The 24,862-nt window shown below is 44.4% G+C and carries 22 protein-coding genes and 1 rRNA gene; 15 read left to right on the top strand and 8 right to left on the bottom strand.

Annotation, left to right across the window (positions count from 1 at the left end):
* The gene (locus W293_RS0109590) at positions 1 to 1,212 is read left to right on the top strand and encodes a dihydroorotase (RefSeq protein WP_025652218.1); all 1,212 of its coding nucleotides are present in this window, start codon (positions 1 to 3) and stop codon (positions 1,210 to 1,212) included.
* Positions 1,205 to 1,753 (top strand): DUF2127 domain-containing protein, encoded by a 549-nt coding sequence (locus W293_RS0109595; RefSeq protein ID WP_025652219.1) that lies wholly within the window; start codon positions 1,205 to 1,207, stop codon positions 1,751 to 1,753. Before W293_RS0109590 ends, W293_RS0109595 begins: the two co-directional genes overlap by 8 nt.
* 216 nt (positions 1,754 to 1,969) lie before the next feature.
* Here the strand turns inward: W293_RS0109595 and W293_RS0109600 are convergent, their stop codons facing one another.
* The 3 genes from W293_RS0109600 to W293_RS0109615 form a co-directional block, all read right to left on the bottom strand.
* Positions 1,970 to 3,244 (bottom strand): cation:proton antiporter, encoded by a 1,275-nt coding sequence (locus W293_RS0109600; RefSeq protein WP_025652221.1) that lies wholly within the window; start codon positions 3,242 to 3,244, stop codon positions 1,970 to 1,972.
* A gap of 117 nt (positions 3,245 to 3,361) precedes the next feature.
* A complete protein-coding gene (locus W293_RS0109610; protein ID WP_025652222.1) occupies positions 3,362 to 4,984 on the bottom strand; it encodes a DUF2254 domain-containing protein in 1,623 nt (540 codons plus the stop codon).
* 117 nt (positions 4,985 to 5,101) lie between these two features.
* Positions 5,102 to 6,655: a YihY/virulence factor BrkB family protein gene (locus tag W293_RS0109615; protein ID WP_025652223.1), complete on the bottom strand. Its 1,554-nt coding sequence runs from the start codon at positions 6,653 to 6,655 to the stop codon at positions 5,102 to 5,104.
* A 328-nt stretch (positions 6,656 to 6,983) separates the two neighbouring features.
* Between W293_RS0109615 and wrbA the strand changes: the two genes are divergently transcribed.
* Complete coding sequence (gene wrbA / locus W293_RS0109620; RefSeq protein WP_025652224.1) at positions 6,984 to 7,601, top strand: NAD(P)H:quinone oxidoreductase; 618 nt, start codon at positions 6,984 to 6,986, stop codon at positions 7,599 to 7,601.
* Between the two features lie 38 nt (positions 7,602 to 7,639).
* Positions 7,640 to 8,113 (top strand): hypothetical protein, encoded by a 474-nt coding sequence (locus tag W293_RS0109625; protein WP_025652225.1) that lies wholly within the window; start codon positions 7,640 to 7,642, stop codon positions 8,111 to 8,113.
* Positions 8,114 to 8,217: 104 nt separating this feature from the next.
* On the opposite strand, the gene W293_RS0109630 is transcribed toward W293_RS0109625, so the two are convergent.
* Entirely contained in the window at positions 8,218 to 8,988 is a 771-nt protein-coding gene (locus tag W293_RS0109630) for a DUF3108 domain-containing protein (protein WP_025652226.1), read from the bottom strand.
* 525 nt (positions 8,989 to 9,513) lie between these two features.
* Between W293_RS0109630 and W293_RS0109635 the strand changes: the two genes are divergently transcribed.
* Together W293_RS0109635 and groL are read left to right on the top strand one after the other, a co-directional pair.
* A complete protein-coding gene (locus W293_RS0109635) occupies positions 9,514 to 9,807 on the top strand; it encodes a co-chaperone GroES (protein ID WP_025652227.1) in 294 nt (97 codons plus the stop codon).
* A 110-nt stretch (positions 9,808 to 9,917) separates the two neighbouring features.
* Positions 9,918 to 11,564, top strand: coding sequence for a chaperonin GroEL (gene groL / locus W293_RS0109640; RefSeq protein WP_025652228.1), 1,647 nt, complete (start codon positions 9,918 to 9,920; stop codon positions 11,562 to 11,564).
* A 204-nt stretch (positions 11,565 to 11,768) separates the two neighbouring features.
* On the opposite strand, the gene yaaA is transcribed toward groL, so the two are convergent.
* Positions 11,769 to 12,581 (bottom strand): peroxide stress protein YaaA, encoded by an 813-nt coding sequence (yaaA, locus tag W293_RS0109645; RefSeq protein WP_025652229.1) that lies wholly within the window; start codon positions 12,579 to 12,581, stop codon positions 11,769 to 11,771.
* A gap of 493 nt (positions 12,582 to 13,074) precedes the next feature.
* Here yaaA and W293_RS0109650 point away from each other — a divergent pair, with 493 nt between their 5' ends.
* From W293_RS0109650 to W293_RS0109675, 6 genes are all read left to right on the top strand, one after another.
* Positions 13,075 to 14,232 carry a Re/Si-specific NAD(P)(+) transhydrogenase subunit alpha gene (locus W293_RS0109650; RefSeq protein ID WP_025652230.1) on the top strand — a complete coding sequence of 386 codons (1,158 nt, stop codon included), beginning with the start codon at positions 13,075 to 13,077 and terminating at the stop codon, positions 14,230 to 14,232.
* A 74-nt stretch (positions 14,233 to 14,306) separates the two neighbouring features.
* On the top strand, positions 14,307 to 14,687 hold the full coding sequence (locus tag W293_RS0109655; protein ID WP_025652231.1) for a proton-translocating transhydrogenase family protein: 381 nt from the start codon (positions 14,307 to 14,309) through the stop codon (positions 14,685 to 14,687).
* Positions 14,684 to 16,081, top strand: coding sequence for an NAD(P)(+) transhydrogenase (Re/Si-specific) subunit beta (locus W293_RS0109660; protein ID WP_037025328.1), 1,398 nt, complete (start codon positions 14,684 to 14,686; stop codon positions 16,079 to 16,081). Before W293_RS0109655 ends, W293_RS0109660 begins: the two co-directional genes overlap by 4 nt.
* 159 nt (positions 16,082 to 16,240) lie before the next feature.
* On the top strand, positions 16,241 to 16,804 hold the full coding sequence (locus W293_RS0109665) for an acyl-CoA thioesterase (RefSeq protein ID WP_025652233.1): 564 nt from the start codon (positions 16,241 to 16,243) through the stop codon (positions 16,802 to 16,804).
* A 108-nt stretch (positions 16,805 to 16,912) separates the two neighbouring features.
* Positions 16,913 to 17,122: a Fe-S cluster assembly protein IscX gene (gene iscX / locus W293_RS0109670; RefSeq protein ID WP_010196865.1), complete on the top strand. Its 210-nt coding sequence runs from the start codon at positions 16,913 to 16,915 to the stop codon at positions 17,120 to 17,122.
* Positions 17,123 to 17,228: 106 nt separating this feature from the next.
* Entirely contained in the window at positions 17,229 to 17,708 is a 480-nt protein-coding gene (locus W293_RS0109675) for a GyrI-like domain-containing protein (RefSeq protein WP_025652235.1), read from the top strand.
* 87 nt (positions 17,709 to 17,795) lie between these two features.
* Here W293_RS0109675 and W293_RS0109680 read toward each other — a convergent pair whose 3' ends face one another.
* The 3 genes from W293_RS0109680 to W293_RS0109690 form a co-directional block, all read right to left on the bottom strand.
* Positions 17,796 to 18,539, bottom strand: a complete 744-nt coding sequence (locus W293_RS0109680) for a hypothetical protein (protein WP_025652236.1) — start codon at positions 18,537 to 18,539, stop codon at positions 17,796 to 17,798.
* Positions 18,540 to 18,556: 17 nt separating this feature from the next.
* Entirely contained in the window at positions 18,557 to 19,765 is a 1,209-nt protein-coding gene (gene dapE / locus W293_RS0109685) for a succinyl-diaminopimelate desuccinylase (RefSeq protein ID WP_025652237.1), read from the bottom strand.
* 140 nt (positions 19,766 to 19,905) lie between these two features.
* Entirely contained in the window at positions 19,906 to 20,655 is a 750-nt protein-coding gene (locus W293_RS0109690; protein ID WP_025652238.1) for a 2OG-Fe(II) oxygenase, read from the bottom strand.
* Positions 20,656 to 20,795: 140 nt separating this feature from the next.
* Here W293_RS0109690 and W293_RS0109695 point away from each other — a divergent pair, with 140 nt between their 5' ends.
* The 3 genes from W293_RS0109695 (at position 20,796) to W293_RS0109705 (ending at position 24,858) form a co-directional block, all read left to right on the top strand.
* On the top strand, positions 20,796 to 21,671 hold the full coding sequence (locus tag W293_RS0109695) for a 23S rRNA (adenine(2030)-N(6))-methyltransferase RlmJ (protein ID WP_025652239.1): 876 nt from the start codon (positions 20,796 to 20,798) through the stop codon (positions 21,669 to 21,671).
* 58 nt (positions 21,672 to 21,729) lie between these two features.
* Positions 21,730 to 22,641 carry a CDP-diacylglycerol--serine O-phosphatidyltransferase gene (pssA, locus tag W293_RS0109700; protein WP_025652240.1) on the top strand — a complete coding sequence of 304 codons (912 nt, stop codon included), beginning with the start codon at positions 21,730 to 21,732 and terminating at the stop codon, positions 22,639 to 22,641.
* 679 nt (positions 22,642 to 23,320) lie between these two features.
* Positions 23,321 to 24,858 (top strand): 16S ribosomal RNA (locus W293_RS0109705).
* Positions 24,859 to 24,862: the final 4 nt, after the last annotated feature.

The raw sequence follows: 24,862 nt of genomic DNA on the forward strand, positions 1-24,862 counted from the left end.
ATGTCCACTATGCTTAATACTGATGCACCGCTAATCGATCATCTTCCTGATACCTTTAAGGCATCACTTTCAAATACTGTGAAAGCCAAACTGGCCAGTCTTGAAGCTGGACGCGAGATGTGGTTGCTGCCACCGTTGGTTGACTTGTGCGCCCGTCTACGTGAACCAGGACAACAGCAACACGGCACGTTAGAGTCAGAAGGGCGTGCAGCCCGTGCCAATGGGTTTTTGCATGTGGTTATCCCACCCGATACCAATCCTATTTTAGAAAATGGCTCGCTCTTGAAAGGTTTGCGTGAGCGCGCGCTTGAAGATGGCGGTATTTATTTACATATCTTGGGTGCATTAACCGCAGGTTTGGAAGGAGAGCGTCCGTCCAATATTGCGGGACTCAAAAAAGGGGGCTGTATTGCCGTCTCTAATGCGCGCCGACCTTTTGCCAATGATTTGGTATTACTGCGTACCTTAGAATATGCCGCGACTTTTGGGATGAAGGTATTCTTTTATCCTGATGAACCAAGTCTCTCGGGAGATGGGGTAGCGCATGAGGGTTATATTGCCTCTTATCACGGACTACAAGGTATACCGTGGATTGCTGAAACCGTTGCCTTGTCTACACAGCTATTGATGGTAGAAGAAACGGGGATTGCTGCGCATTTTAGTCAATTGTCTTGCAAGTCTTCGATAGAGCTGATGCGCTGGGCGAAAGACAAAGGCTTGCCAGTGACTTGTGATGTAGCTATGCATCAGTTGTATTTAACCGATGACAATTTAGAAGGTTTTAATGCTCAAGCCTACGTGTTACCGCCACTACGCAGTAATACCGATCAGCAAGCTATCCGTCGCGGGCTCAAAGATGGCACTATTGATGCTATTTGTAGTCATCATGAACCTTTGAATAGTACTGCTAAAAAAGCACCGTTTGCCGATTGTACGCCTGGCATCTCAAACTTTGATACTTTTATGGCGCTGGCATGTCAACTGGTCAATGATGACGTACTTACTTTAGTGCAGCTAGTCGATAAAATCTGTCTGAACCCTGCAAAAATCGCTGGTATTAATACGCAATACGAAAATGCAGGCGGTGCCGTCTTGGTCGATCCGAATATTGAGTGGCAAGTCACGGCGCAATCAATGCTATCCAATGGTAAAAACACGCCATTCTTTAATCAGCAACTGCACGGGCGCGTCGTGGAGACGTTCTTTGGCTAATTTGCCCCAACGGGATGAGCCTTTAGAGCCATCCTCGAAGGGTAGCCGTCATGCAAGGCTCGGTCGGGATAATAGGCTACGCGGTGAATCTAGCGAGTCGATCAAAGCGGTGGCCGTCTATGAAGTGGCTAAAGGCATTGGCGCGCTACTCGGGGCAGGCGCGTTATGGCTATGGCATACCGACCTTGAGCGTTGGCTTGCCACCGCCACAGCAACCTGGCAGCAGAACTTTGGTTATCTTCTTGCACCGCAAGTAGAGAGTACGGTACGAATTGCCCAACAAGCCAGTAAAAACTGGCCTCTATTTTTATTACTGATATTTATTTATGCAGCGATACGCTTTATTGAGGCTTATGGCTTGTGGCAAGATAAAACATGGGCGTATTGGTTTAGTGTCATCGGTTATGGAATATTTATTCCCATAGAGTTATATTATCTGCTTGCTCGTCCGTTTGATTGGTTTAAACTGGCTATTTTTGTTTTAAATATTATCATCGTTATTGTGGTATACCGTAATATGAAGCAAAAAGGTCTAATATAAAGTTTTATAGTCAGAGCACTTTTAAACCTCTACAGTGTTACCCGTCCTAGATGTACTTAGTGTACTATCTGCGGTCGGTCGCCTTGTAGCGATTCTGAAATTCCTTGACTATAGATACTGATTAAAAAACCCAGCATAAAGTTAATCGCTTGTGCTGGGTTTTTGTTATCCGCAAGCTTTTATAATTGATAGCTTTATTGTTTATAGTTTTACTTTTTATAGCTCAACTGTTTTCTCTTCAGTGCGAATGCTTCTAGCGACTTTACCGACGCTCAGGCCTTGCACTAAAATAGAGAAAATTACGACTGCATAAGTAAGCGCCAATAAAATGTCGCGCTCTGTGCCCATAGGCAATTGCAGTACTAGGGCGACTGAGATACCACCGCGTAATCCGCCCCATGTCAGCACCTTCCACGCACCCGTTGGCAAGTTAAGTTGACGACTGAACGTCTTGGTTGTCATACCAACCACGATCAATCTTGCTAGTAGGGCGATGATAATAGTCAGACCGCCTGCGATAAATAAGTTACCCGAATAAGCGATTATCACTACTTCAAGACCAATCAAAACAAATAAAATGGCGTTGAGAATCTCGTCTATTAACTCCCAAAATAAATCAATATAATGGCGAGTCTTATCACTCATTGCCAGCTCACGCCCACGGTTGCCGACCATTAAGCCCATCATTACCATAGCGAGTGGTCCTGATAGATGCCAATGGCTGGCCAGCGCGTAGCCGCCTATGACGCCCGCTAACGTTAACAAAACCTCTTCTTGATAGCTATCAATGCTCTTTAGTAAATAATACAAAATAGCACCTAGCACCAAGCCAAAGACAACACCGCCACCAGCCTCGACAGCCAAGGTATGTGCCACATAATTGACCGTTGGAATATCACCGCTAGATAAAATGCCAAGCAACAAGACAAAAATAACAACGCCGATACCATCGTTGAATAAGGACTCGCCAGCGATGACCGTTTCGATGCTTTTTGGCGCGCCAGCTGATGCCAGAATACCCATCACGGCAATCGGATCAGTCGGTGATATCAAAGCACCAAATAATAAACACCACAGAAAAGGCAAACCAAAATCAAATAGCGGCAGCATAAAGTAGAGGGCAGTAGCAATAAGCAATGCTGACACTATCGTGCCAAGACCGGCAAGGATACCAATAGGTAGCTTGTAACGTTTTAAATCACTAATATTGACGTGCAGCGCCCCTGCAAACAGCAGCATAGAGAGCATGCCATCGAGCAATACTTCCGTAAAATCAAGCTGCTCTAAGAGGCTGACTTCATAATCAATGAGCTGATCAAAGCCTAAAAACCCCAAAAATATCGCGCCGATAGACAAAAGAATGGAGATGACCATGACGCCAATGGTGGTGGGTAACCCGACGAAGCGATGATTGACATAGGTCAACAAAGCAGTAATTGATAAAAAAATCGCGCTGATTTCAAGGATGGTCAGACTGGTAGTAGATGCCATGAAAGAAGTCTCAGGTGAATATAAAAGTATCTCTAAGCCAAAAGCTTATGAGCGTGTTATAAATAGGAGGTTTGTTCTTATTTTACTAATATTTGGTATTACTAATAACTCAGATCGCTAGCTTGATTCTGTCTGTAACGCTTTATCGATGTGGGCGGCAAACTCACTCACGTATGCAAAATATTGATGGGTAGCATCGTCATTAAGAATAAATTGCTTTGCCTGCTGACACATGGCCTTTAAATCGTTGACCAACTCGCTATAGCTCAGATTTTCCTCGCCTGCACGCGCCACCAAGCTCAGCTCATGCAGTAAGGTTTGTTGCTGTGCGCCATTCACGCGCGCGTAGTTAAGGTCGACCATCGCCTGACAGAGTGCTTTTAATACCATCAGGTCAGCCGTCGCGTAACGGCGTATCTCGCCAAGCGAAGTATCAATAAAGTCCGATATCTTGGGTGTATGAGTGACAACAGCCAAGATAGACACTCGCTGCTGCGGCACAAAATTTTCAGAGGTTTCGTCGTTATCTTGCGTTGGTGAGTAAAAATGGTATGGACTTGGTGGCTGACGGCGCATCATGGTACTTATGCAAGTAGTCAATGATTGCACGCAATTGACAGCCGTTTTAGGATCGTTGATACCAGGAGACAGCGCCCGTACCGCTATCTCAGTCATTTGTCCTAGGCTATACGCGATGTCATTAGAGTGCGTCACCCGTTGCTCAAGGCGTATGCAAGTGGCAAAGCGCTGCCAAAATATGCCGTCGGGTGCACGCGGTATCACCGCAAGATGGTTTATCTTAGTCTTTTTCAGGTTGTTTGGATGGTCTGCTGGGCGCTGATAGAAATAGCCGATGACATTTTTATCAGTGACAAAATGGCCCAGATTGGTATGGAGTTGTACCACGCCACCGTAGTCTTGTGTCAAAGTAATCAGAGATTCTAAATAAATTTGTTGCAGGTAGCCGCAGCTTGGTGAGTAGATGGGTGTCGCTAACCAAGTGTGAAACTGCTCAACATCATGATGCTCGATATCACGCTGATGCTCGATATCGCAATGGTCGCCATACCAATAGTGAATGTTTTTAAGCGCATCGTTGCTGGCATTTTCAATGACATGCGATGCTTGAATGGCATGCACCATATGTTGCACGAAGTATACCAACAATAAGGCACAGATAATCGCCATAATAATGGCAAAGGTCACCGCCAACTGCGGCACACCAAAGTCAACGTCATACTTATGAATCGACTTTAAAACCAATAAGCTATAGCTAAAAGTACCGATAAACGCGCCTAAGACAAACTGATTCGGCGTATCTGTCAAAAAGTTACGTAATAATCGAGGGCCAAATTGTGAGGAGGCCATCGACAGTACGGCAATAGTAATCGAAAATGTAGTACCTGCGACGCCAAGTACTGCACCTGCAATCGCAGTCATAATTGCGCGCGCCGCATCATCATCACCAGTAAAGGCAAAACTCAGCTCCCTAACGGTTTCACGGTCAAAGTGCTCATCAATCGTGACTAAGATAGGGGCAAGTAAAATACCCGCAAGCACACAAGCGGTTGGGATAAACCAATAAGAGCCAATTAATTGCTCCCACAGGTTTTTCAAGCGATCAGGCAAGTCGGTTAGCGTCTTTAGCGACCATAACTGTGCGAGGTTTTTTAAGCCGTTCTGCCCTGTATCGACCGCGCGGGTAAAAAGAGTATTTTTAGTATGGTTGTCGGCTGCCATAAGTCTTAAGGTATCCAAAATAATAGTTATTCGACAATTAATAGATATTTATTAGCTAAGGCACATTAACCGCCATCACGCTCACTAATAATTTTTACTACTTATTTATTAGTTTATTTATATTGCTTTTGGGTTGTCTGCTTCAGTAATGATAGCGCTTTTACCGCCACGTCTATCAGTGTCAAGGGCTGCTGGTTGTTCGTCGGTATCTTTAGGAATCACAATTTCGTGGTTATGATTGTCGCAGTCTAGATCGCTGTCTTTATCATAAGCCGCAGGGTCAAAATGCGGGGCATCATGATGAATGCCTGAGTCGTCTTTGGCTAATTGCTGAGTTGAAGTAGTCATCGTTTTTCTAAACAGTTTGTTTTTATTCTGCGAGTGAGCGCTGGCTTTGTCATTTGCTGACTTTTTGCGCGGCTCACTGTTGGTAAAGATAGTGCCCAATGGCAAGTTCAGCTGCTGTTTGGCAAACGCTTCAGTATTCTCAAAGCGAGCCACCAATAAGCTTAGCCAAGGCTTTTGATCTTCTTGATTCATCTCATCCAGCTCATCCTTGATGGGTAGCGGATAAGGCAGCGTGCGATAAAAATCCCATAACGTCATGTTGCTCAAGTCTCTTTTGAGTACATAGTCATCATCTTCGGTCATGGTAATGAGATTGCAGTCCTGCAGATAATTAATATAGATATACCATTTCGGTAGCTCTTTGCGACCTAGCACATTACGCAGCGCTTGTTCGCTCACCGCTTCACCCTCTAAGTGATGGGTATACACGAGATTCAACATGTCTAGCAAGCTAAGCAGCGGATGGCGCGGGTAGACTTCCTCAGTTTCAAAAATCGTCAAGGTATAGCTAATCTCGACCCCTAATAAAATTAAGTTCCAAGACAAATAGATCCATAATAAAAAGATAGGTAGCGCGGCAAAGGCACCATAAATAGCCTCGTAGCTGGTAAAGTTGGCCATTACCGTACCAAAAAGATGTTTCATCAGCTCAAAAACAATGGCGACAAAGATACCAGCAATCGCTGCATTTTTCGCTGGCACGCGGGCTTTTGGGATAAACCAATACATTCCTATAAAGCCAGCAATGGTTATGCCAATTGAGACGGCTTGTACCCAAAAAGACCAATCAATACCATAACCTGCAATTTGGCGGTTTAAGAAGCTCAGGCTTTGCACGGCACTTGAGGCGATAAAGGCTGTACCCAAAACCAGCGGCCCCATAGTAACGATGGTCCAATAGCGCAGCATGCTTTTGATGCCACCTGAACGATTTTCTACCCGCCAAATTTGGTTAAAAGCACGCTCAATGGTCGTCAAGGTCATGATGGTGGTAAAAAACAACACCATCGCACCAATGATAGTCAGATTAGATGATTTTTCAGCGAAGCTATTAATGTACTCACTGACTTGCATGCTCGATTGCGGCAGTAAGTTACTATAAATCACCTCATAAATCTGTGCTCTGACCGAAGCCAATGCTGGTACCGAGGACAGAATCATCAATAGTACCGTCAGTATCGGTACAATAGATAACATGGTGGTATAGGTAAGCGATGCTGCTTTTTGCTGGCAATTGTCTTCAAAAAAGTGCCGGGTTAAAAATCGTAAGAACTGAAACCAGCGTTGGTGTAAGAACGGGAGTTTTTTTAATAGGTTTTCCATGTCGACCATTTAGCAGCGATAAGAGTGACAATAGTGTAACAAAAATGAGTCGCAGGCATCTGCCAAATAATTGTGTCAAAATGCACAGCAGCAACCGTTACCGTGTTTGGCTCGCTATAATGTCAAGCAGGGTTTGTTTGCATGTCAGTCAATGACTCGGGCATAATGTGCACATACATTTTGCTGATAAATTCTGCAAAATGCATCGCAATGGCTGTGTAAAAATGAACAACCTGCTGGCATATTAAAACGCTGGTACACTGCCAATGCTATTAAAGATAATAATTGAAGACAATAACGTCGATGATTTTATGAGGAAGTTTTGCTAATGAGTCAGACCGCCCCTTATGTTTTGGTACTCTATTATTCTAGTTATGGTACGACTAAGACATTAGCATATGCGATTGCCCAAGGAATTGAAGATGCTGGCATAAGCGCGCGTATCCGCACTGTGCCTACCGTTGCCCCCGAAACCACGGCAAGCAAGCCTGCGATACCAGATGATGGTGATCTGTATTGCACCATGGATGATCTAAAGGACTGTAGCGGTCTGGCGCTTGGTAGCCCGACGCACTTTGGCAATATGGCCGCGCCCATGAAATACTTTTGGGACAATACGGTCACCCTTTGGCTGGCAGGCAATCTACAAAACAAGCCAGCGTCGGTATTTACGGCGACCGGCTCGATGCATGGCGGCCAAGAGACGACACTGCTGACCATGATGTTACCGTTGATGCATCATGGCATGATGATCGTAGGTATACCGTATGCAGAGCCCGCCCTCAATCGTACTAATCGCGGTGGTACGCCTTATGGCGTGAGTCATGTCAGCGGCGCGTTGCATGATCAACCGGTATCTGCTGATGAGCGTGAATTGGCAATTGCGCAAGGTCGTAGACTGGCTATCACAGCGACGGCTTTATCACAGGCTAACTTTGGTCGCTAAGCTGCATTGATATATTGCTGATAAGGAAAAACCTTCTAATGGCTACTAACCGCTCTAAGAACAAGGCCAATGCCCCAGTAGAGAATACTGCTGACACTGGCAAGTCTATTGCACCGATGCGCCAACGCTTGCTGCTAACGTGGTTGGTTTGGGTGGCATATCGGTTGCTGGCCTTGCCGATTATGATCAGTGTTTTTAATCCGACTAGCCCCGATATCATTGGTGGTATCGCTTGGCAAGCGCTGTGGTTGATTCCTGCCTTTATCCTGACACCAGTGATATTACGTGGTCGCTCGCCCTATATGTTATTGATTGGCAGTATGCTGACCCTAGTATATTTAGGGGCGAGTGGAGTCGTGTTATTCACCCGCGTCTATGGCAGCAGTATGATTGAAATTATGGTTTATTTGCTTGATTTCGTGCTGTTGTTCTTGATTAATACTTGGTTGTTTTTACTACTCAAACGTCTGCCTTCGATGAATAACGTGGTTAAGCAGCCTCGTTCTCGCTAGTCGTTCTTTATCAATTTGAGACATCCATTTAATCCCATAAAAAAGCGGTGCCCCATGCAGAGCGCCGCTTTTTTTGTGTTAATTATTTATTGTGAAATAAGTAATTAGTTAGCTTTGGTCAACTCTAAATCCATCTTTTTACCATCGTTGATTTGGCTTACTTTTACTGGTAGATAATCTAAGCTTGGTGCGAGCCAAAAACTGGTAGAGCGGCTGTTGTCATCATGGATGCGATCGACACGCACGGTATCAAAGGTACCGGCTGGCACGGTGATTTTGGTATTGCCAGATTTTTTAAAGGGTGTTTTCTCAATTTTATCTTTCTTTGCCATATAGTAATTGCCCGAGAACTTACCGTTTAATAAGTCTTGGCGAATTTGCACCTCAAGGCTTAAATCATCAAAAGCTTGCTGCGCCATATTTAGGGTTGTTGATTTGCCTTTATAGTTACTGACGACTTTTTTACTGCTTGGGTTAAAGTCTAATTTATGCGTACGCCCAATTCCTAAAAGTTTATAAGTGGTACTGGCTTGAGTTGGAATGACATTATTACCATTGATGGTAAAGGTACTATTTTGTGCGGCGCTTGCGACACCGGCTACCCGTGCACTGACATTATATTTCCACGTATTGCCTGATTTATTAAGCGTGCGAGTAGCCGTGCCTTTGTATTTGTCTTCTACTGTAAAGCTATAATTGGCGCTTGATGGTTGAATGGTTTTTGCGCTGGCAAGGGTAGGGGCAGTCATACTCAAAGCTCCGATGGCAGCAATACTAGCGCCCGTGGTTAAGGCGGTTAAGAATTTAGATTTACTGCGCGTTGTATTATTAGCGTTAACGATTGATGGTTTTTGATTGATTGATAAAAAACTCATGGATATTCCTTAATTTCTATCTGTAGGATGGTTTATAACTATTATTATGTTATTAAGCACTATAATGGTCATACTCTGTTACATTTTCAAGGGTCACCGCAGAGTCAGACGTGTGGCTCTTGTAGCCGATGTTACTGACAGTTGATCTTATTACTAAGAGTAACTTACTGTGAGCACCTTACTATAAAGCGCTTTAGAATAGGCAAAAACGGCTCTGACTTTGCTTATTATGGCAACTCGTTAAAGCTTCTATGACGGGTTATCGTTTTTATATTGAGGTCTTTATTTTAGGGCGCTTTGAGCGATTCTTGGTTATTCGTAGATAAATGCGCTACTAACTCAAAAATTCTTGTAAATTTTTGGCGTTTACACTTGAACCGAACTCACCTTGCCCCCACTTTTTGAAACAAGCTCAACACTTATCCTTATTATGCTGTTTAAAAAAATAGCGTTTGAAGATATAAGTATTGAGACACTCAAACCAAATAAACTTTTAATTCAAACAACCAACTTATTGGAGACATATTGATGAATATTCGTCCTTTACATGATCGTATTGTTGTCCGCCGCATAGAAGAAGAAACCAAAACGGCCGGTGGTATCTTGTTACCTGGTTCTGCTCAAGAAAAGCCTTCACAAGGTGAAGTGCTAGCCACTGGCAACGGTCAGATTCGTGACAACGGTGAAACTCGCGCGTTAGATGTAAAAGCTGGCGACAAAGTCTTGTTCGGTCAATATGCTGGTCAAACCGTGAAAGTTGACGGCGAAGAACTACTTATTATGAAAGAATCTGATGTATTGGGTGTGCTAGAAGGCTAGTCCTTTTTGAGTATGTTTATACTCAGCGCATTTAAGACAATTGTTCTTAACAATACTGTATCGACTCATTCAATTGTATTTCTATACTTATAATAGTGGAGTAATTTAACATGGCAAAAGACGTAAAATTCGGCATTGATGCCCGTAAACAAATGATGGACGGCGTAAACGTTCTAGCAAACGCAGTAAAAGTTACCTTAGGCCCTAAAGGTCGTAATGTGGTGATCGATAAATCTTTCGGCGCACCTACCATCACTAAAGATGGTGTATCGGTTGCCAAAGAAATCGAGCTTGAAAACAAATTTGAAAACATGGGCGCTCAATTAGTCCGTGAAGTCGCTAGCCGCACCAACGATGTCGCTGGTGATGGTACAACGACTGCGACCGTATTGGCTCAGTCAATCTTGCAAGAAGGCATGAAGTCTGTTGCTGCCGGCATGAACCCAATGGATCTTAAGCGCGGTATCGATAAAGCGGTTCGCGCTGCTGTTGAGCAAATCCATTTGCTATCAACCCCAGCTGACGATTCAAAAGCAATTGCTCAAGTGGGCTCTATCTCTGCCAACTCAGACACTAAAATTGGTGAATTGATTGCTCAAGCGATGGAAAAAGTCGGTAAGCAAGGCGTCATCACTGTTGAAGAAGGTTCAAGCTTTGAAGATACCTTAGAAGTTGTGGAAGGTATGCAGTTCGACCGTGGCTATATCAGCCCGTACTTTGCGAATAAGCAAGACAGCTTAACCGCTGAGTTTGAAAACCCATACATCTTGCTTGTTGATAAAAAAATCAGCAATATCCGTGAGATCGTGCCATTACTTGAGCAAGTCATGCAGCAAAGCAAGCCATTGCTAATCATTGCTGAAGACGTAGAAAATGAAGCATTGGCAACATTGGTTGTGAACAACATGCGTGGCGGCTTAAAAACTTGTGCGGTTAAAGCACCAGGTTTTGGCGATCGTCGTAAAGCTATGCTAGAAGATATCGCCACGCTAACTGGCGGTACGGTTATCTCTGAAGAGATTGGTCTGAGCCTTGAGACTGCTACTCTAGAGCAATTGGGCACGGCTAAGAAAGTCACTGTCGGTAAAGAAAACACCGTTATCGTTGATGGCGCTGGTAACAAAGCTGACATCGAAAACCGTGTTGAGTCTATCAAACGTCAAGTAGAAGAATCAACGTCTGACTACGACAAAGAAAAGCTACAAGAGCGTATGGCAAAACTTGCTGGCGGCGTTGCCGTTATCAAAGTGGGCGCTGCGACTGAAACTGAAATGAAAGAGAAGAAAGATCGCGTTGATGATGCGCTACATGCGACTCGTGCAGCGGTCGAAGAAGGCGTTGTTCCTGGCGGCGGTGTTGCCCTAGTTCGTGCAATGAATGCATTGTCTGAGCTACGTGGTGATAACGACGATCAAAACGCGGGTATCAATATCTTACGCCGCGCAATGGAAGCCCCATTACGTCAAATCGTGACCAACTCAGGCGAAGAAGCGTCAGTGGTTGTGAACGAAGTGAAGAGCGGTAGCGGTAACTACGGTTACAACGCAGCTTCTGGCGAATACGGTGATATGCTAGACATGGGTATTCTTGACCCAGCTAAAGTTGCTCGTTCAGCACTAGAAAACGCGGCATCTGTTGCCGGTCTTATGCTTACGACTGAAGTCATGATTACTGAACTTGCTCAAGGTGATGATGGTATGGCTGGCATGGGCGCTGGTGGAATGGGCGGTATGGGTGGAATGGGCGGCATGATGTAACTCTACTTCTGCTACAAAGCGATTTCTCTTTGTTAGACGCGCTTAATTTACAATAGGTACTATTTTCGTGCGTCATCTGCGACAAAGCGCTTTTCGCCAGAAGTATGACTTTGTCATAAAGTCTATTTAACCTAGTTCAAATAAAACCCCGATAGGCTTTGGCTTATCGGGGTTTTTTTATGCAAATTGGAGGGCTTTTAAAAACTATTGAGCCGCCTCATCCCGTCTAAACACCCACGTCTTATCATCCGACACATCTGCACAATAATAATAACCCGCCAAATCAAATTGCTTAAGCTGCTCAGCATTGGTCAGTTTGTTATCTGCCGCATACTTTACCATAAGGCCACGCGCTTTTTTGGCATAAAAGCTAATCACTTTATAGTGACCATTTTTCTCGTCTTCAAATCGTGGTGTGATAATTTCAGCATTTAGCGCCTTTTTTTTCACCGCTTTAAAATACTCATTGGAAGCCAAATTAATCAATACTTTGTCATCGCTATCAGCCATACGCGCATTGATGGTATCAGTAACTTCCTCGCCCCAAAACTCATATAAATTATCACCGCGCTCGTTTTTTAGTTTAGTGCCCATCTCTAAGCGATATGGTTGAATCAAATCGAGAGGTTTCAATACCCCATAAAGCCCCGACAAAATACCCAGATGTTCATTGACATAAATGGCGGTATTTTTATCCATATGATACATATCAAGGCCCGTATAGACATCGCCATCAAATAAATAACCAGCGGGTTTAGCGGTATTACCAGACGCGTCATCGGTAAAGGGCTTGTCTTTGCTCCAACTCCATTGTTGGTTGCGCTCAGCATTTAGCTGGGCCAAATCGTCGGAGATGCTCATCAGCTCTTGCAAATCAATCGGCTCTTTCGATTTTAATGTTTTCATTAGCGCCTGTGAGTGCTCAATCAGCTCAGGCTGACTATAGTAGTTACCTAAGTTGACTGGCACCGCGTCTTTCTCATTGAGAGATTTGGCAGGGGAGAGTACAAAATACATAGTTATTCCTTATTATAGTGAATCCATGATCAATCTATGATGACCAACCTATTAAGGTGTCAAGCTTTCTCATTATACGATATACACAGGTTTAACTTGACTTACTCGGCACAGTTTTGTGTTTTTTACGCTATACTGGCAGCTCGCAAGTATTCTATAGGTCGCAGTTAGTTCCCTCAGCCTATATATCATAAGGTCTAACGAGTTCTTTAAAAAGTAAAATTTTTTAATATAACAATAAAAGTTATGCAGATGGTGTAAATGCCTAACTTTTTATTTTACTTGTGGGTCATCATTAGGCAATGAAAGTTAGCGGACGTTATCTCTATAATAAAAAGGCATGATGGCAAATTCGCTATCATTTATTAAATTGATAATCTTTGGTGGTTAATGTTAAACCAATAGTGACCAAAGGTTTTTTTGTCCCCTGTGCTTTTTAAATGTGCGTTGAGGGTATTAAAGGTAGTCATTAAGACGTAAGTAAGGAGACGGTATGAAAATCGGTGTAATCAGTGCAGATATCGCGAGCGAGAGTCGCGTAGCGCTAACCCCAGACGCGGTCAAAAAATTGCGTAAGCTTGGGTTTGAAGTCGTCATACAGTCAGGTGCAGGTCAAGCAGCGTATTATGCTGATGAGTTGTATCAGGCTGCTGGTGCCGATATTGCCAATAGCAGCGCCGAGGTAGTCACCCAGTCTCAGATTATTACCACGGTGAATGACTTGCCTGCTGCGGTGACAGAGAGCCTAACAACGGGTCAGATCGTCGTTGGTATGCTCGACCCCTATCGTAATAGCCAGCTAGATACTTATGCGGCTAAAGGCGTTACTGCCTTTGCCATGGAGCTATTACCACGCACCTTGTCGCGCGCACAAAATATGGATGTATTGTCTTCACAAGCCAACCTTGCTGGTTATAAAGCAGTACTACTAGCTGCCAACGAATATTCGCGTCCGTTCCCGATGTTTATGACCTCAGCCGGTACGGTTAAACCTGCCAAAGTCGTCATTTTAGGTGTCGGTGTTGCAGGTTTGCAAGCCATTGCAACGGCGAAGCGTTTAGGCGCCGTCGTTGAAGCCAGTGATTTACGTCCGACTGCTCGTGAGCAAGTAGAGTCATTAGGTGGTAAGTGGCTTGATGTGCCGATGAGTGCAGAAGAAGCTGAGACAGCTAAGTCCACAGGTGGTTATGCTTGGACACCATCGGAGCAATATGTCAAAGACCAAGCAGCGGTGGTGGACAAAGCCTTAAGCAATGCTGATATTGTCATCACGACTGCTCAGATTCCTGGTCGCCAAGCGCCGCGCTTAGTGCACGGCGCCACGCTTGCCAAAATGAAGGCAGGCTCAGTGCTGATCGATATGGCGGCTGGCACAGGCGGTAACGTCGAAGGCAGTGTGCCTGATGAAACCATCACCACGGCCAATGGCGTGCGTATTGTTGGGGCGGCCAACATCCCATCGCAACTGGCAGCACAGTCTTCAGATTTATATGCCAATAACCTTGTTAACTTTATCACAACCTTAATTGCTCCTGCCGCTACAGATGACGCTCCAGCAACTAAACTGGCACTGAACTTAGATATGGAAGATGAGATTCAGGGCGCACTGGCAGTGACGCATGAGAGTCAGGTACGCCTCGCTAAGCGCTAGGTTTTAACCGCCTGTCACTTCACTATTTGTCACCATACATTTGCCAGACACGAATAAATTTTTAGGAGGATTAGATGATTGCCACTGTTTTAGCTGCAGCGCCAGCCGGTGCGGCCATGAGTAGCACACCATTTGTAGCGATTTTTACCGTATTTGTGCTCGCTATTTTTGTCGGATATTACGTCGTTTGGGGCGTCACGCCTGCATTGCACACGCCATTAATGGCAGTGACCAATGCTTTATCTAGTATTGTCATCGTTGGTGCGATGCTACAGACTGTCAATATTGACGGCGCTATGTTTACCCCAACCAGTTTGCTAGGTGCGTTTGCCGTATTTTTAGCCAGCATTAACATATTTGGTGGTTTTGCCGTGACTGAGCGTATGCTTGCAATGTTTAAACCCAAAGCAAAAAAAGCCCCAGTGGTAACGACTGAAAGCGGAGGCGACGCATGAGTGATTTAACAAGTATGATTGCAGCCAATGCTGACTGGTTTTATCTAATCGGTGCCATTCTTTTTGTCTTGACCTTACGTGGTCTATCTAGCCCAAAAACCGCCATTCGTGGTAACCGTTTTGGTATGGTGGCCATGGCGATTGCCGTTGCAACGACATTCTTCTTAGCGGAAGGCCCTGTGCTTTGGTTGATTGTTGGTGCCATGGTGTTAGGTGCTATCGTCGGTATGTGGAAGGCAAAAACGGTCGCAATGACTCAGATGCCAGAAACGGTTGCTTTAATGCATTCATTCGTTGGTTTGGCAGCTGTTGCCATTGCTCTAGCAACGGTACTTCATACTGAACAACAACATGGTACGGTTGCCCGTTTAGAATTGTTCATCGGTTGCTTTATTGGTGCGATTACTTTCTCAGCGTCTGTCTTCGCCTTTGGTAAATTGGCAGCGAAGAGTTGGGCCAAAACATTGGTCGGCGGTTGGGTCAAACCCGTGCAAGCTATCTTGTTCATTGCGATGATTGGCTTTGGTATCGTCTACTTTATGACTGATTCATTGCCTGCTTTCTACGCGATGGCAGTACTGGCGGTGGTATTCGGTTGGATGTGGATTGCCCCAATCGGCGGCGGCGACATGCCAGTCGTTGTGTCTTTACTGAACTCGTTCTCTGGTTGGGCGGCGGCCGGTATTGGTTTTACCCTTGGCAACTCGATGCTCATTATCGCCGGTTCGCTCGTTGGTTCGTCAGGTGCAATCTTGTCTTATATCATGTGTAGAGCCATGAACCGCTCATTACTTAACGTATTGTTCGGTGGAATGGGTACGGCAGCTGTGGCAGCAGGTGGCGATGATGGTGCACCAAAGAATTATAAAGCTGGTTCAGCAGAAGATGCTGGCTTCTTGATGGCCAATGCCAGCAACGTGGTGATCGTACCGGGTTATGGTATGGCGCAAGGCCGTGCACAGAATGCGGTAAAAGAGCTATATGAGCTATTAAAAGAAGAAGGTGTCAATGTTCGCTTTGCGATTCATCCGGTCGCTGGTCGTATGCCAGGACACATGAACGTGCTATTGGCTGAAGCGGATGTGCCGTACGATGACATCCTTGAGATGGATGAGATCAACTCAGACTTCGCCAGTACGGATGTGGTCTTGGTCATCGGTGCCAATGACGTGGTCAACCCTTCTGCAAAAGAGGATCCAACCTCACCTATCTTTGGTATGCCCATCTTGGAAGTGACCAAAGCTCAAACAGTGATGGTTATCAAACGTTCGATGAGCACGGGTTATGCAGGGCTTGATAACAGCTTGTTCTACATGGACAAAACTATGATGATCTTTGGTGATGCCAAGAAAATGGTAGAAGAGATGGTACGTAGTATCAATGGTGCTCATTAATCGCTAGAATCGGTTTTTGAATACGAGCTTTCAAATATAAGATTTCAAATAAAAAAGTCACTGAGGTGGCTTTTTTTGCGTTAAGGTATGCCACATTTACACTAAGTCGCTATTCATACAAATTAAGCTTATACGAAATAAGCGTTAAGAGAGTTATTTATGAACATGTTGCTCCGTTTTTTTATTATGGTCAGTTTGCTAAAACAGCAACTCAAGCAGCAATCAGTGAGTGAGCGGCTGAGTGTTGAATCCTTGACTGCACCGACGATTCGGCATTATCGAGTATTGCCACATGACATGGGCTTTCGAGATCATTTGCCCAATTATCGCTACTTGTCTTTTATTGAGCTGAACGTTACCCGTTGGCTAATGGCATGCTGTCATCAAAAAGGTATTAATAATTTAGGTTGGGTCATCGCTATGCAAGAGATGGTCTATCTTAAAGAAATTAAATTCCTTAGTAAATTGACAGTCAATAGCGTGCTGGTCGGTTGGGATAAAAAATATATCTATTTTGAAACGCGTTTCTTTGTAAAAAACCAGTTGATGGGCGTTGGTATGACTAAGTTTGTATTGACCAATAAAAAAGGGAAATGTGCGCCTGAGGTATTGGATATGACAGGGGAGCGGATGACCGAGGTGATTACGACGTGGAATAAGCACCAAGTGGCGATTAAGTCTACCAAATCTGCTGAGTCGTCGAAAGTAACAGAGAGTGCTTAACGAACTTGCCTATAATCATAGGACGAATTTTGATAGGATAGGGGCTATTAAATCAACCGTTAATTCGATCACATTTTTTATTAAAATTATAAAAGTTAAGGAGCCACTATGATCCCGCAAAAACTAAAATGGACCGACAGCTTAGATATCGCTATCGAGCTTTACGAAAAATTCCCAGAGACTGATCCACAGTACATACGTTTTACTGATTTGCATCGCTGGGTGACCGAGCTTGAAGGCTTTGATGATGATCCACAAAAATCCAATGAAGGCATCTTAGAAGCCATTCAGATGAATTGGATTGATGAAGCGGATTAGATGAACGCTGCAACGTTAAGCAAGTGATTTAAGTATGGCTTTAGATAGTAGAGTTTTAACTTTATCTCAAATAAAAATCGAATAAATACACAGCATAGGCGATATCATGACTTCACAAGTTAAAGAGCTGTCCGACGCGATAGTTTGCAAAGGCATCAGTGCTCGTACCACTAATAATGCTGAAATCAGCCATGACACGGCAAAATTGGGTCGATTATGGCAAAAGTTTTATCAGAACCATATGAAAAGCCTTTCTGAAGGTGAAGATATTTATGGCGTCTTTCATAACTACGAGAGCGATGATTTAGTGGGCGCTTTTGATGTTGTGGCGAGTTGGAAAGCCGACAGTGACGATACGACTAATGCGAGCGATGTGGTCACAGTGAGTATTCCTGCCGGAAAATACTTGGTATTTTCAGAAAAAGGCAATATGCCTAACACTGTGATGAATGCATGGGAAAAGGCTTGGGAGTACTTTAATAATCCAAGCTGTGAGCATACACGCACTTATAAGGTCGATTTTGAGCATTATATTGGCGGTAATTTAGAGTATGGGCAGGTAGATCTCTATATTGGTATTGAGTAGAGTCGCAACTCTATCACGCAATATTGTATGTGATGTAGGGTGGGTTAGCTCAATCGTAACCCACCAATTAGCATAAAAATGTAATCATCAAAGCGGCTTAATACTCACACTCTTTTTAAACACGGTGACATTAAAACCCGTTAGCTGCTTTAACTCTCTTTCTAAATTTTCAAAATCAGACTTAGTCAGTTTTTTGGGATAGTAGCTAATTGAGAGGCTAAGCTCTGAATCACCTGAGTAACCGACAGATTGCAATTTAGCGCCATGCATTTCTACAATGCGTGCAACTTCGTTAACATGTTCGTCATTATAAATCGAAAAATCTGCTACCTGAGCTTGGTTAATTGCTGATAGCTCTAAAGTTTCCAAGCTTCCCATCGCATCGATGACCCTACTGTCTAAAATGTTTATTACGATAGGTGCTCCTACCAACTTTGATAATGTTTTAGTCAACTGTAAGCGTTTAGCGTCTGATATATCAGCATTTGGGACATAAATATCAGCAGTTTCTAGGATTTTAGCATCACTATAACCTAAGCCTTGTAACTCACCGCCGTAACTAACGACAATACGTTTTATCTCATTAACTTGTTCATCACTATTGAATGTAGACCATTGTGTTTTAGCTGCAGAATTAGCTGAAAAGTTGACTTCGCTCTGCGGCGTTGGCACTTTATCGAGATCATTACTGTTATCTGGGTCAGTTAGTTTTTTAGAACCTACCTTTTCTGCATATATTTCAGGCTGCATTTTTTCGATATTGTCACAACCACTGACTAATAAACCAAAACTTACGAGTGCCAAAAGTAAATGAGATTTATTAATTTTCATAACCACTTTCCTGTAGATTAATCATCACCTAACAACAAATTCTCCAAAATTCCCTCATAAATCTGCGCCAATTTACCCAAGTCATCTACTTCTACCTTTTCATCAACCTGATGAATCGTCGCATTACGTACACCCAATTCGACGACTTGCGCACCAGTCGGAGCGATAAAGCGTCCGTCAGAAGTGCCACCAGAGGTTGATAGAGTAGCGTCAACGTCAGTGACGGCTTTAATCGCTTGTTGACACGCTGAGACCAATTTACCTTCTGGCGTTAAAAACGGCTGACCAGATAATTTCCAATGAATATCATAACTGGCTTTGCTGTCTTTAAAATATTTATCAAATATCGCATGGGTCTTTGCTTTTAGCTCATCTTCGGTAGTTTCTGTTGAAAAGCGAAAGTTAAAAACAGCATCAAGCGTTTCTGGAATGACGTTGGTGGCGCCTGTACCACTATTGATGTTCGAGATTTGCAAGGAAGTTGCAGGGAAGTAATCATTACCGTTATCCCAAGTGGCGTTTGTCAAATCTGCTAAGGCTGACATGGCGGCGTGGATAGGATTGGACGCCAGATGCGGATAGGCGACATGGCCTTGCTTACCAGTGACGGTGAGTACTGCACCCAATGAGCCACGACGACCATTTTTGATAATATCGCCTAGCGTATCAGTGCTTGATGGCTCGCCAACGAGGCAATAAGTAATTTTCTCTTGACGCGCTTCTAAGGCTTCAATGACTTTGACTGTACCATTGATGGACGGGCCTTCTTCATCTGAAGTAATTAAAAAGGCGATAGAGCCATTGTGCTCAGGATGATTGGCAACGAAGCGTTCAGCGGCGATAGTAAAAGCGGCAATGCCCGTTTTCATGTCAGCGGCACCGCGCGCCCATAGATAGCCATCAGCAATGGTTGGCGTAAATGGCGGATAAGTCCAATTATTTTCATCGCCCGTTGGAACGACGTCGGTATGACCAGCAAAGCAAATGACCGGATCAGCTGTGCCACGGCGTGCCCAAAGGTTTTTGACCTCGGCATGCTCACCGCTTTGCTTTCTATCACCGAAATACATAAACTCACAGTCAAATCCGGCCTGTTTTAGTCGAGACGATAGTATATCTTGGCAACCGTCATCGTCTGGGGTGACCGAAGGGCGTTCCAATAACGCAATACTTAAGTCTAGGGTCGCTTGTTGATGGGTAAGGGTTTGTTTATTGGCGTCAGACATGGATAAACCTTTTATTTTTAGTTAAATTATTAATTTACTTCAAATCGTATATTTTTATGCGCGTAGATTGGATTAAAAATTTAGCTTACAACTACAACCGTTTTTGATAAGTTAGGAGTAAGTGGTCAATAATACTTTTTCTAGCCCTCAACAAACGGCACCAAACCATCTCGGCGCATCCACGTCGCGATAGAGTAGCGTTGACGATGGGCGATTTGTACTTGGTGTTGTAAGTCACTGTCAAATATGATTAATCTATTGGCAACTGGCATGACATTATGATGAATGCCATGTTTATCAACGACTTCTAGAGCGCCGCCATCACTATCGCTCCAATCATCATTAAGATAAAATACTGCTGAAATAACGCGCTCATCACGACCAGTCGGATTGTCACTATGCCATTGATAGCCAAAGCCTACAGGATAACAGGCGTAATGTGCTTCACTATGGCGAATACCGGCGAACAAACTGCGATTGAATAAGGCGGCAAGCGCATTGATACTTTGCAAATAATAATAGCCTGCAAAGAAATTTTCGGTGATCCAGCGAATGCGGTCACCACGAATATTGCTCACACGAATACCAGCCGTCAGCTCGGCATCACGGTAGTCGATAAAGCCACTTTCTGCCTGCAATGCTAATAGTGCTTTATCCTTAAAGATATCATCAATAACTATCCAACCGTCATCTACAAACTTATCAAGCTGCGCATCTGTTAGCTTGTCTGACCAATTGACGTCAAAGTCCGACATGTTTAGGACGTGCTGACTTGGTGGCTTCGCGCCATTGTCCAGAGTCGGCAAAAAAAGCATGGGCGGATTATCCTGACCAATAGGATTATCGACCACCAACTGTGTCACCTCAAGATTGCTAATAATCTTTGTCATTTCGTCTCGCCGTTATCAGTAAACAGTCAATTCGCTTGCAATACAGCGTCAATCAATGCCTTTTTACCAAAACCATCGTTATCTTTTACTCTGCCTATGCTACCATAGATGCAATTTTTCTTATTTAAACTTTTGAACTTATGAACTATAAACACGCCTACCACGCTGGTAACTTTGCTGATGTGGTTAAACACATTTTATTGGTACAATTGCTCAATCAACTGGGGCAAAAAAACAAACCTTTTTATGTGCTTGATGCTTATGGCGGTCGTGGCCTGTATTCACTTGCCAGTGAAGAGGCTCGCAAAACAGGGGAAGCTAAAGGTGGCATCCAAGCGTTAGTAAACGCCGATGTCGCAAAAGCGCCACCTGCTGTCAAAGAGTATATGGAAGGGATCAAGCAAGCCCGTTTCACTTACGACAAAAAAGTCTATCCTGGCTCACCGTGGTGGATCGCCCATCATGTCGAAAAGAACCCTGATGCGGGCGTACGCGGTGAAGCCTTTGAAGCCAAAGCCAGTGAGTACGATGCTCTGAACTATCAGCTGCATAAATTGCCAATCGGTATTCATCATCGGGACGCCTTTGAAGGTATTCGTGCGGTTATTCCACCACAAGAACGTCGCGGTCTGATATTCTTAGACCCTCCCTACGAGCAAGAACACAAAGACTTTACCCGTCTGATTGATCTATTGGTGCACTCTTATAATAAGTGGCCACAGGGTACTTATGCGTTGTGGTTTCCGATTAAAAATATCGAAGCGGTAGAGCTGTTCTATAAGAAGTTAAAACGTACTGAAATGAGACGTCAGTTGGTTTGTGAGCTGAATATCTATCCAAATGATATCGCCGTGGGTCTTAATGGCACGGGAATGCTGGTTATTAATCCGCCGTGGCAGTTCGATAACCATGCTCGTGAAATTCTACGTTTCTTACAGCCAGTACTAAAAGTGGCTGATGCGCCAGACCTAACGCCTGATAGTGCCACCAACGTTCGCTGGCTAGTCGGCGAATAGTGACGTCAGTAGATAGCGGTGTCAATGAATAGCAATGTCGGTGAATGAGGGTATTAAGATGACTACTGAGCAACCACCTAAAGGTCAATCAAATAGCGAGCATCTGAATGATGGTTTGGTAAAAGAGCCACTGTTACAGGACAATGCGGCAACGTCGCCGCCTTTTGTTGATGAGCATGAATTTAACATTCGCTTAGCGGACAATGATAATTATGATGGTCTGACTTTTGAGGTGATTGAAGCAGAAGTTGCCGAAGGCAAGCGCGTGGTCAGTCGCGGCGTATATCTAGCGCCCAATCTGATTACCACCTTGTCGCTGCTATCCGGTTTTTATTCGATTTTGGCCAGTACTCAAGGCGAGTTTTATAAAGCCTCGCTAGCTATTTTCTTATCTGCCATACTAGATGGTGCAGATGGGCGGGTTGCGCGTATGCTTAATGCGCAAAGCCCCTTTGGTGAGCAGTACGACTCGTTAGCTGACATGTTGGCATTTGGTGTGGCTCCAGCTATTTTGATTTATAGTTTTGCGCTGCAACCTCTGGGTCGCGTCGGTCTGGCCTGTGCTTTTGTGTTTACGGCTTGTGGTGCATTTCGCTTGGCGCGCTTTAACGTGCAGGTTGGTATCGTTGACAAAAAATACTTTGTTGGTTTAGCCAGTCCACTGGCTGCAATTCTGGTCACTGCGGCTGTTATGGTTGCCATCGATCACAATCAGTGGATAGGCGAATACGACACACTAGTGATGTTCTTATTCGCGGCTTGGGTGGTTATTTGCGGCTTGCTCATGGTTAGTAACGTTAAATACTATAGCTTTAAAGAATTTGATAAAAAGAAAGTGCCGTTTGTGGTTCTTATCATTGGTGTATTGGTCATGAGCATCGTACTATATGACATACCTGTAGGTATTCTAGCCATTGGTATCATTTATGCGCTATCAGGTATTTTTACTACGTTAAAAAGTAAAATGTAAGAGCAAAGTTGAAGTGGAAGCGTTAAATCGTAAGTAATCAAGGGGTTAGGATATATATTAATTTAAATCTCCAAACCCCCTTGACCCTCTTTCAAATACGCGTATAATGCGTCCCAGTCGGAAGGGGAAGCGGATTAGGAGATGGGTTACCATCGAATCGTCCAGCTGACCAAATAAATTACTTTTAAATAGAATAATTTATTTCTTGACACAGCATTAAAAGCGTCTATAATACGCACCTCATTAAGGCAAAGCAGGAAAGCTTATATGTAATTACATATAAATAACCTGACTAACTTACTGAAACAAATTATAAAAAAGCTTGACAAATCAAATCATTATGATAAGATAGTCGGCTCGCTAGATAGCTTAACCCGCAAGGGATTAGAGCTAAATGGTGAAAGAGACACCCTATATAATCACCTACTGGACGACAGTAGATGAACACTATTTAAAAGCATAACTAAAGAACAACTTGTGTGGATTTTTGCTGATTCAGAATGCTAAAAAATAAAGTTGACTATCTTTTCTTTTCGGAAAGATTATTAACTATAAAAATTATCATTTAAGACAGCAGAAAAACTCAAAGTTAATTCATTACGAACATAATTTTTAGCGATTTTGCCAGATTAGATGAGCCAAGTTTAGTAGCCTCTTTAAAGGGTTACATAGCAAGATTAAACTGAAGAGTTTGATCATGGCTCAGATTGAACGCTGGCGGCAGGCTTAACACATGCAAGTCGAGCGGAAACGATGGTAGCTTGCTACCAGGCGTCGAGCGGCGGACGGGTGAGTAATACTTAGGAATCTACCTAGTAGTGGGGGATAGCTCGGGGAAACTCGAATTAATACCGCATACGACCTACGGGAGAAAGGGGGCAGTTTACTGCTCTCGCTATTAGATGAGCCTAAGTCGGATTAGCTAGATGGTGGGGTAAAGGCCTACCATGGCGACGATCTGTAGCTGGTCTGAGAGGATGATCAGCCACACCGGGACTGAGACACGGCCCGGACTCCTACGGGAGGCAGCAGTGGGGAATATTGGACAATGGGGGAAACCCTGATCCAGCCATGCCGCGTGTGTGAAGAAGGCCTTTTGGTTGTAAAGCACTTTAAGCAGTGAAGAAGACTCCGTGGTTAATACCCACGGACGATGACATTAGCTGCAGAATAAGCACCGGCTAACTCTGTGCCAGCAGCCGCGGTAATACAGAGGGTGCAAGCGTTAATCGGAATTACTGGGCGTAAAGGGAGCGTAGGTGGCTCGATAAGTCAGATGTGAAATCCCCGGGCTCAACCTGGGAACTGCATCTGATACTGTTGAGCTAGAGTATGTGAGAGGAAGGTAGAATTCCAGGTGTAGCGGTGAAATGCGTAGAGATCTGGAGGAATACCGATGGCGAAGGCAGCCTTCTGGCATAATACTGACACTGAGGCTCGAAAGCGTGGGTAGCAAACAGGATTAGATACCCTGGTAGTCCACGCCGTAAACGATGTCTACTAGTCGTTGGGTCCCTTGAGGACTTAGTGACGCAGCTAACGCAATAAGTAGACCGCCTGGGGAGTACGGCCGCAAGGTTAAAACTCAAATGAATTGACGGGGGCCCGCACAAGCGGTGGAGCATGTGGTTTAATTCGATGCAACGCGAAGAACCTTACCTGGTCTTGACATATCTAGAATCCTGCAGAGATGCGGGAGTGCCTTCGGGAATTAGAATACAGGTGCTGCATGGCTGTCGTCAGCTCGTGTCGTGAGATGTTGGGTTAAGTCCCGCAACGAGCGCAACCCTTGTCCTTAGTTACCAGCGGGTTAAGCCGGGAACTCTAAGGATACTGCCAGTGACAAACTGGAGGAAGGCGGGGACGACGTCAAGTCATCATGGCCCTTACGACCAGGGCTACACACGTGCTACAATGGTAGGTACAGAGGGCAGCTACACAGCGATGTGATGCGAATCTCAAAAAGCCTATCGTAGTCCAGATTGGAGTCTGCAACTCGACTCCATGAAGTAGGAATCGCTAGTAATCGCGGATCAGAATGCCGCGGTGAATACGTTCCCGGGCCTTGTACACACCGCCCGTCACACCATGGGAGTTGATTGCACCAGAAGTGGTTAGCCTAACTTAGTGAGGGCGATCACCACGGTGTGGTTGATGACTGGGGTGAAGTCGTAACAAGGTAGCCGTAGGGGAACCTGCGGCTGGATCACCTCCTTATAGA

The organism is Psychrobacter sp. TB67 (assembly GCF_000511065.1).
Classification (GTDB): Bacteria; Pseudomonadota; Gammaproteobacteria; order Pseudomonadales; family Moraxellaceae; genus Psychrobacter; species Psychrobacter okhotskensis.

What these genes read in the sequence shown, in the direction of transcription:
- W293_RS0109590 (WP_025652218.1), top strand. Translation starts at nt 1, where the DNA reads ATGTCCACTATGCTTAATACTGATGCACCGCTAATCGATCATCTTCCT.
- W293_RS0109600 (WP_025652221.1), bottom strand. Translation starts at nt 3,244, where the DNA reads ATGGCATCTACTACCAGTCTGACCATCCTTGAAATCAGCGCGATTTTT.
- W293_RS0109610 (WP_025652222.1), bottom strand. Translation starts at nt 4,984, where the DNA reads ATGGCAGCCGACAACCATACTAAAAATACTCTTTTTACCCGCGCGGTC.
- W293_RS0109615 (WP_025652223.1), bottom strand. Translation starts at nt 6,655, where the DNA reads ATGGAAAACCTATTAAAAAAACTCCCGTTCTTACACCAACGCTGGTTT.
- wrbA (WP_025652224.1), top strand. Translation starts at nt 6,984, where the DNA reads ATGAGTCAGACCGCCCCTTATGTTTTGGTACTCTATTATTCTAGTTAT.
- W293_RS0109625 (WP_025652225.1), top strand. Translation starts at nt 7,640, where the DNA reads ATGGCTACTAACCGCTCTAAGAACAAGGCCAATGCCCCAGTAGAGAAT.
- W293_RS0109630 (WP_025652226.1), bottom strand. Translation starts at nt 8,988, where the DNA reads ATGAGTTTTTTATCAATCAATCAAAAACCATCAATCGTTAACGCTAAT.
- groL (WP_025652228.1), top strand. Translation starts at nt 9,918, where the DNA reads ATGGCAAAAGACGTAAAATTCGGCATTGATGCCCGTAAACAAATGATG.
- yaaA (WP_025652229.1), bottom strand. Translation starts at nt 12,581, where the DNA reads ATGTATTTTGTACTCTCCCCTGCCAAATCTCTCAATGAGAAAGACGCG.
- W293_RS0109650 (WP_025652230.1), top strand. Translation starts at nt 13,075, where the DNA reads ATGAAAATCGGTGTAATCAGTGCAGATATCGCGAGCGAGAGTCGCGTA.
- W293_RS0109655 (WP_025652231.1), top strand. Translation starts at nt 14,307, where the DNA reads ATGATTGCCACTGTTTTAGCTGCAGCGCCAGCCGGTGCGGCCATGAGT.
- W293_RS0109660 (WP_037025328.1), top strand. Translation starts at nt 14,684, where the DNA reads ATGAGTGATTTAACAAGTATGATTGCAGCCAATGCTGACTGGTTTTAT.
- W293_RS0109665 (WP_025652233.1), top strand. Translation starts at nt 16,241, where the DNA reads ATGAACATGTTGCTCCGTTTTTTTATTATGGTCAGTTTGCTAAAACAG.
- iscX (WP_010196865.1), top strand. Translation starts at nt 16,913, where the DNA reads ATGATCCCGCAAAAACTAAAATGGACCGACAGCTTAGATATCGCTATC.
- W293_RS0109675 (WP_025652235.1), top strand. Translation starts at nt 17,229, where the DNA reads ATGACTTCACAAGTTAAAGAGCTGTCCGACGCGATAGTTTGCAAAGGC.
- W293_RS0109680 (WP_025652236.1), bottom strand. Translation starts at nt 18,539, where the DNA reads ATGAAAATTAATAAATCTCATTTACTTTTGGCACTCGTAAGTTTTGGT.
- dapE (WP_025652237.1), bottom strand. Translation starts at nt 19,765, where the DNA reads ATGTCTGACGCCAATAAACAAACCCTTACCCATCAACAAGCGACCCTA.
- W293_RS0109690 (WP_025652238.1), bottom strand. Translation starts at nt 20,655, where the DNA reads ATGACAAAGATTATTAGCAATCTTGAGGTGACACAGTTGGTGGTCGAT.
- W293_RS0109695 (WP_025652239.1), top strand. Translation starts at nt 20,796, where the DNA reads ATGAACTATAAACACGCCTACCACGCTGGTAACTTTGCTGATGTGGTT.
- pssA (WP_025652240.1), top strand. Translation starts at nt 21,730, where the DNA reads ATGACTACTGAGCAACCACCTAAAGGTCAATCAAATAGCGAGCATCTG.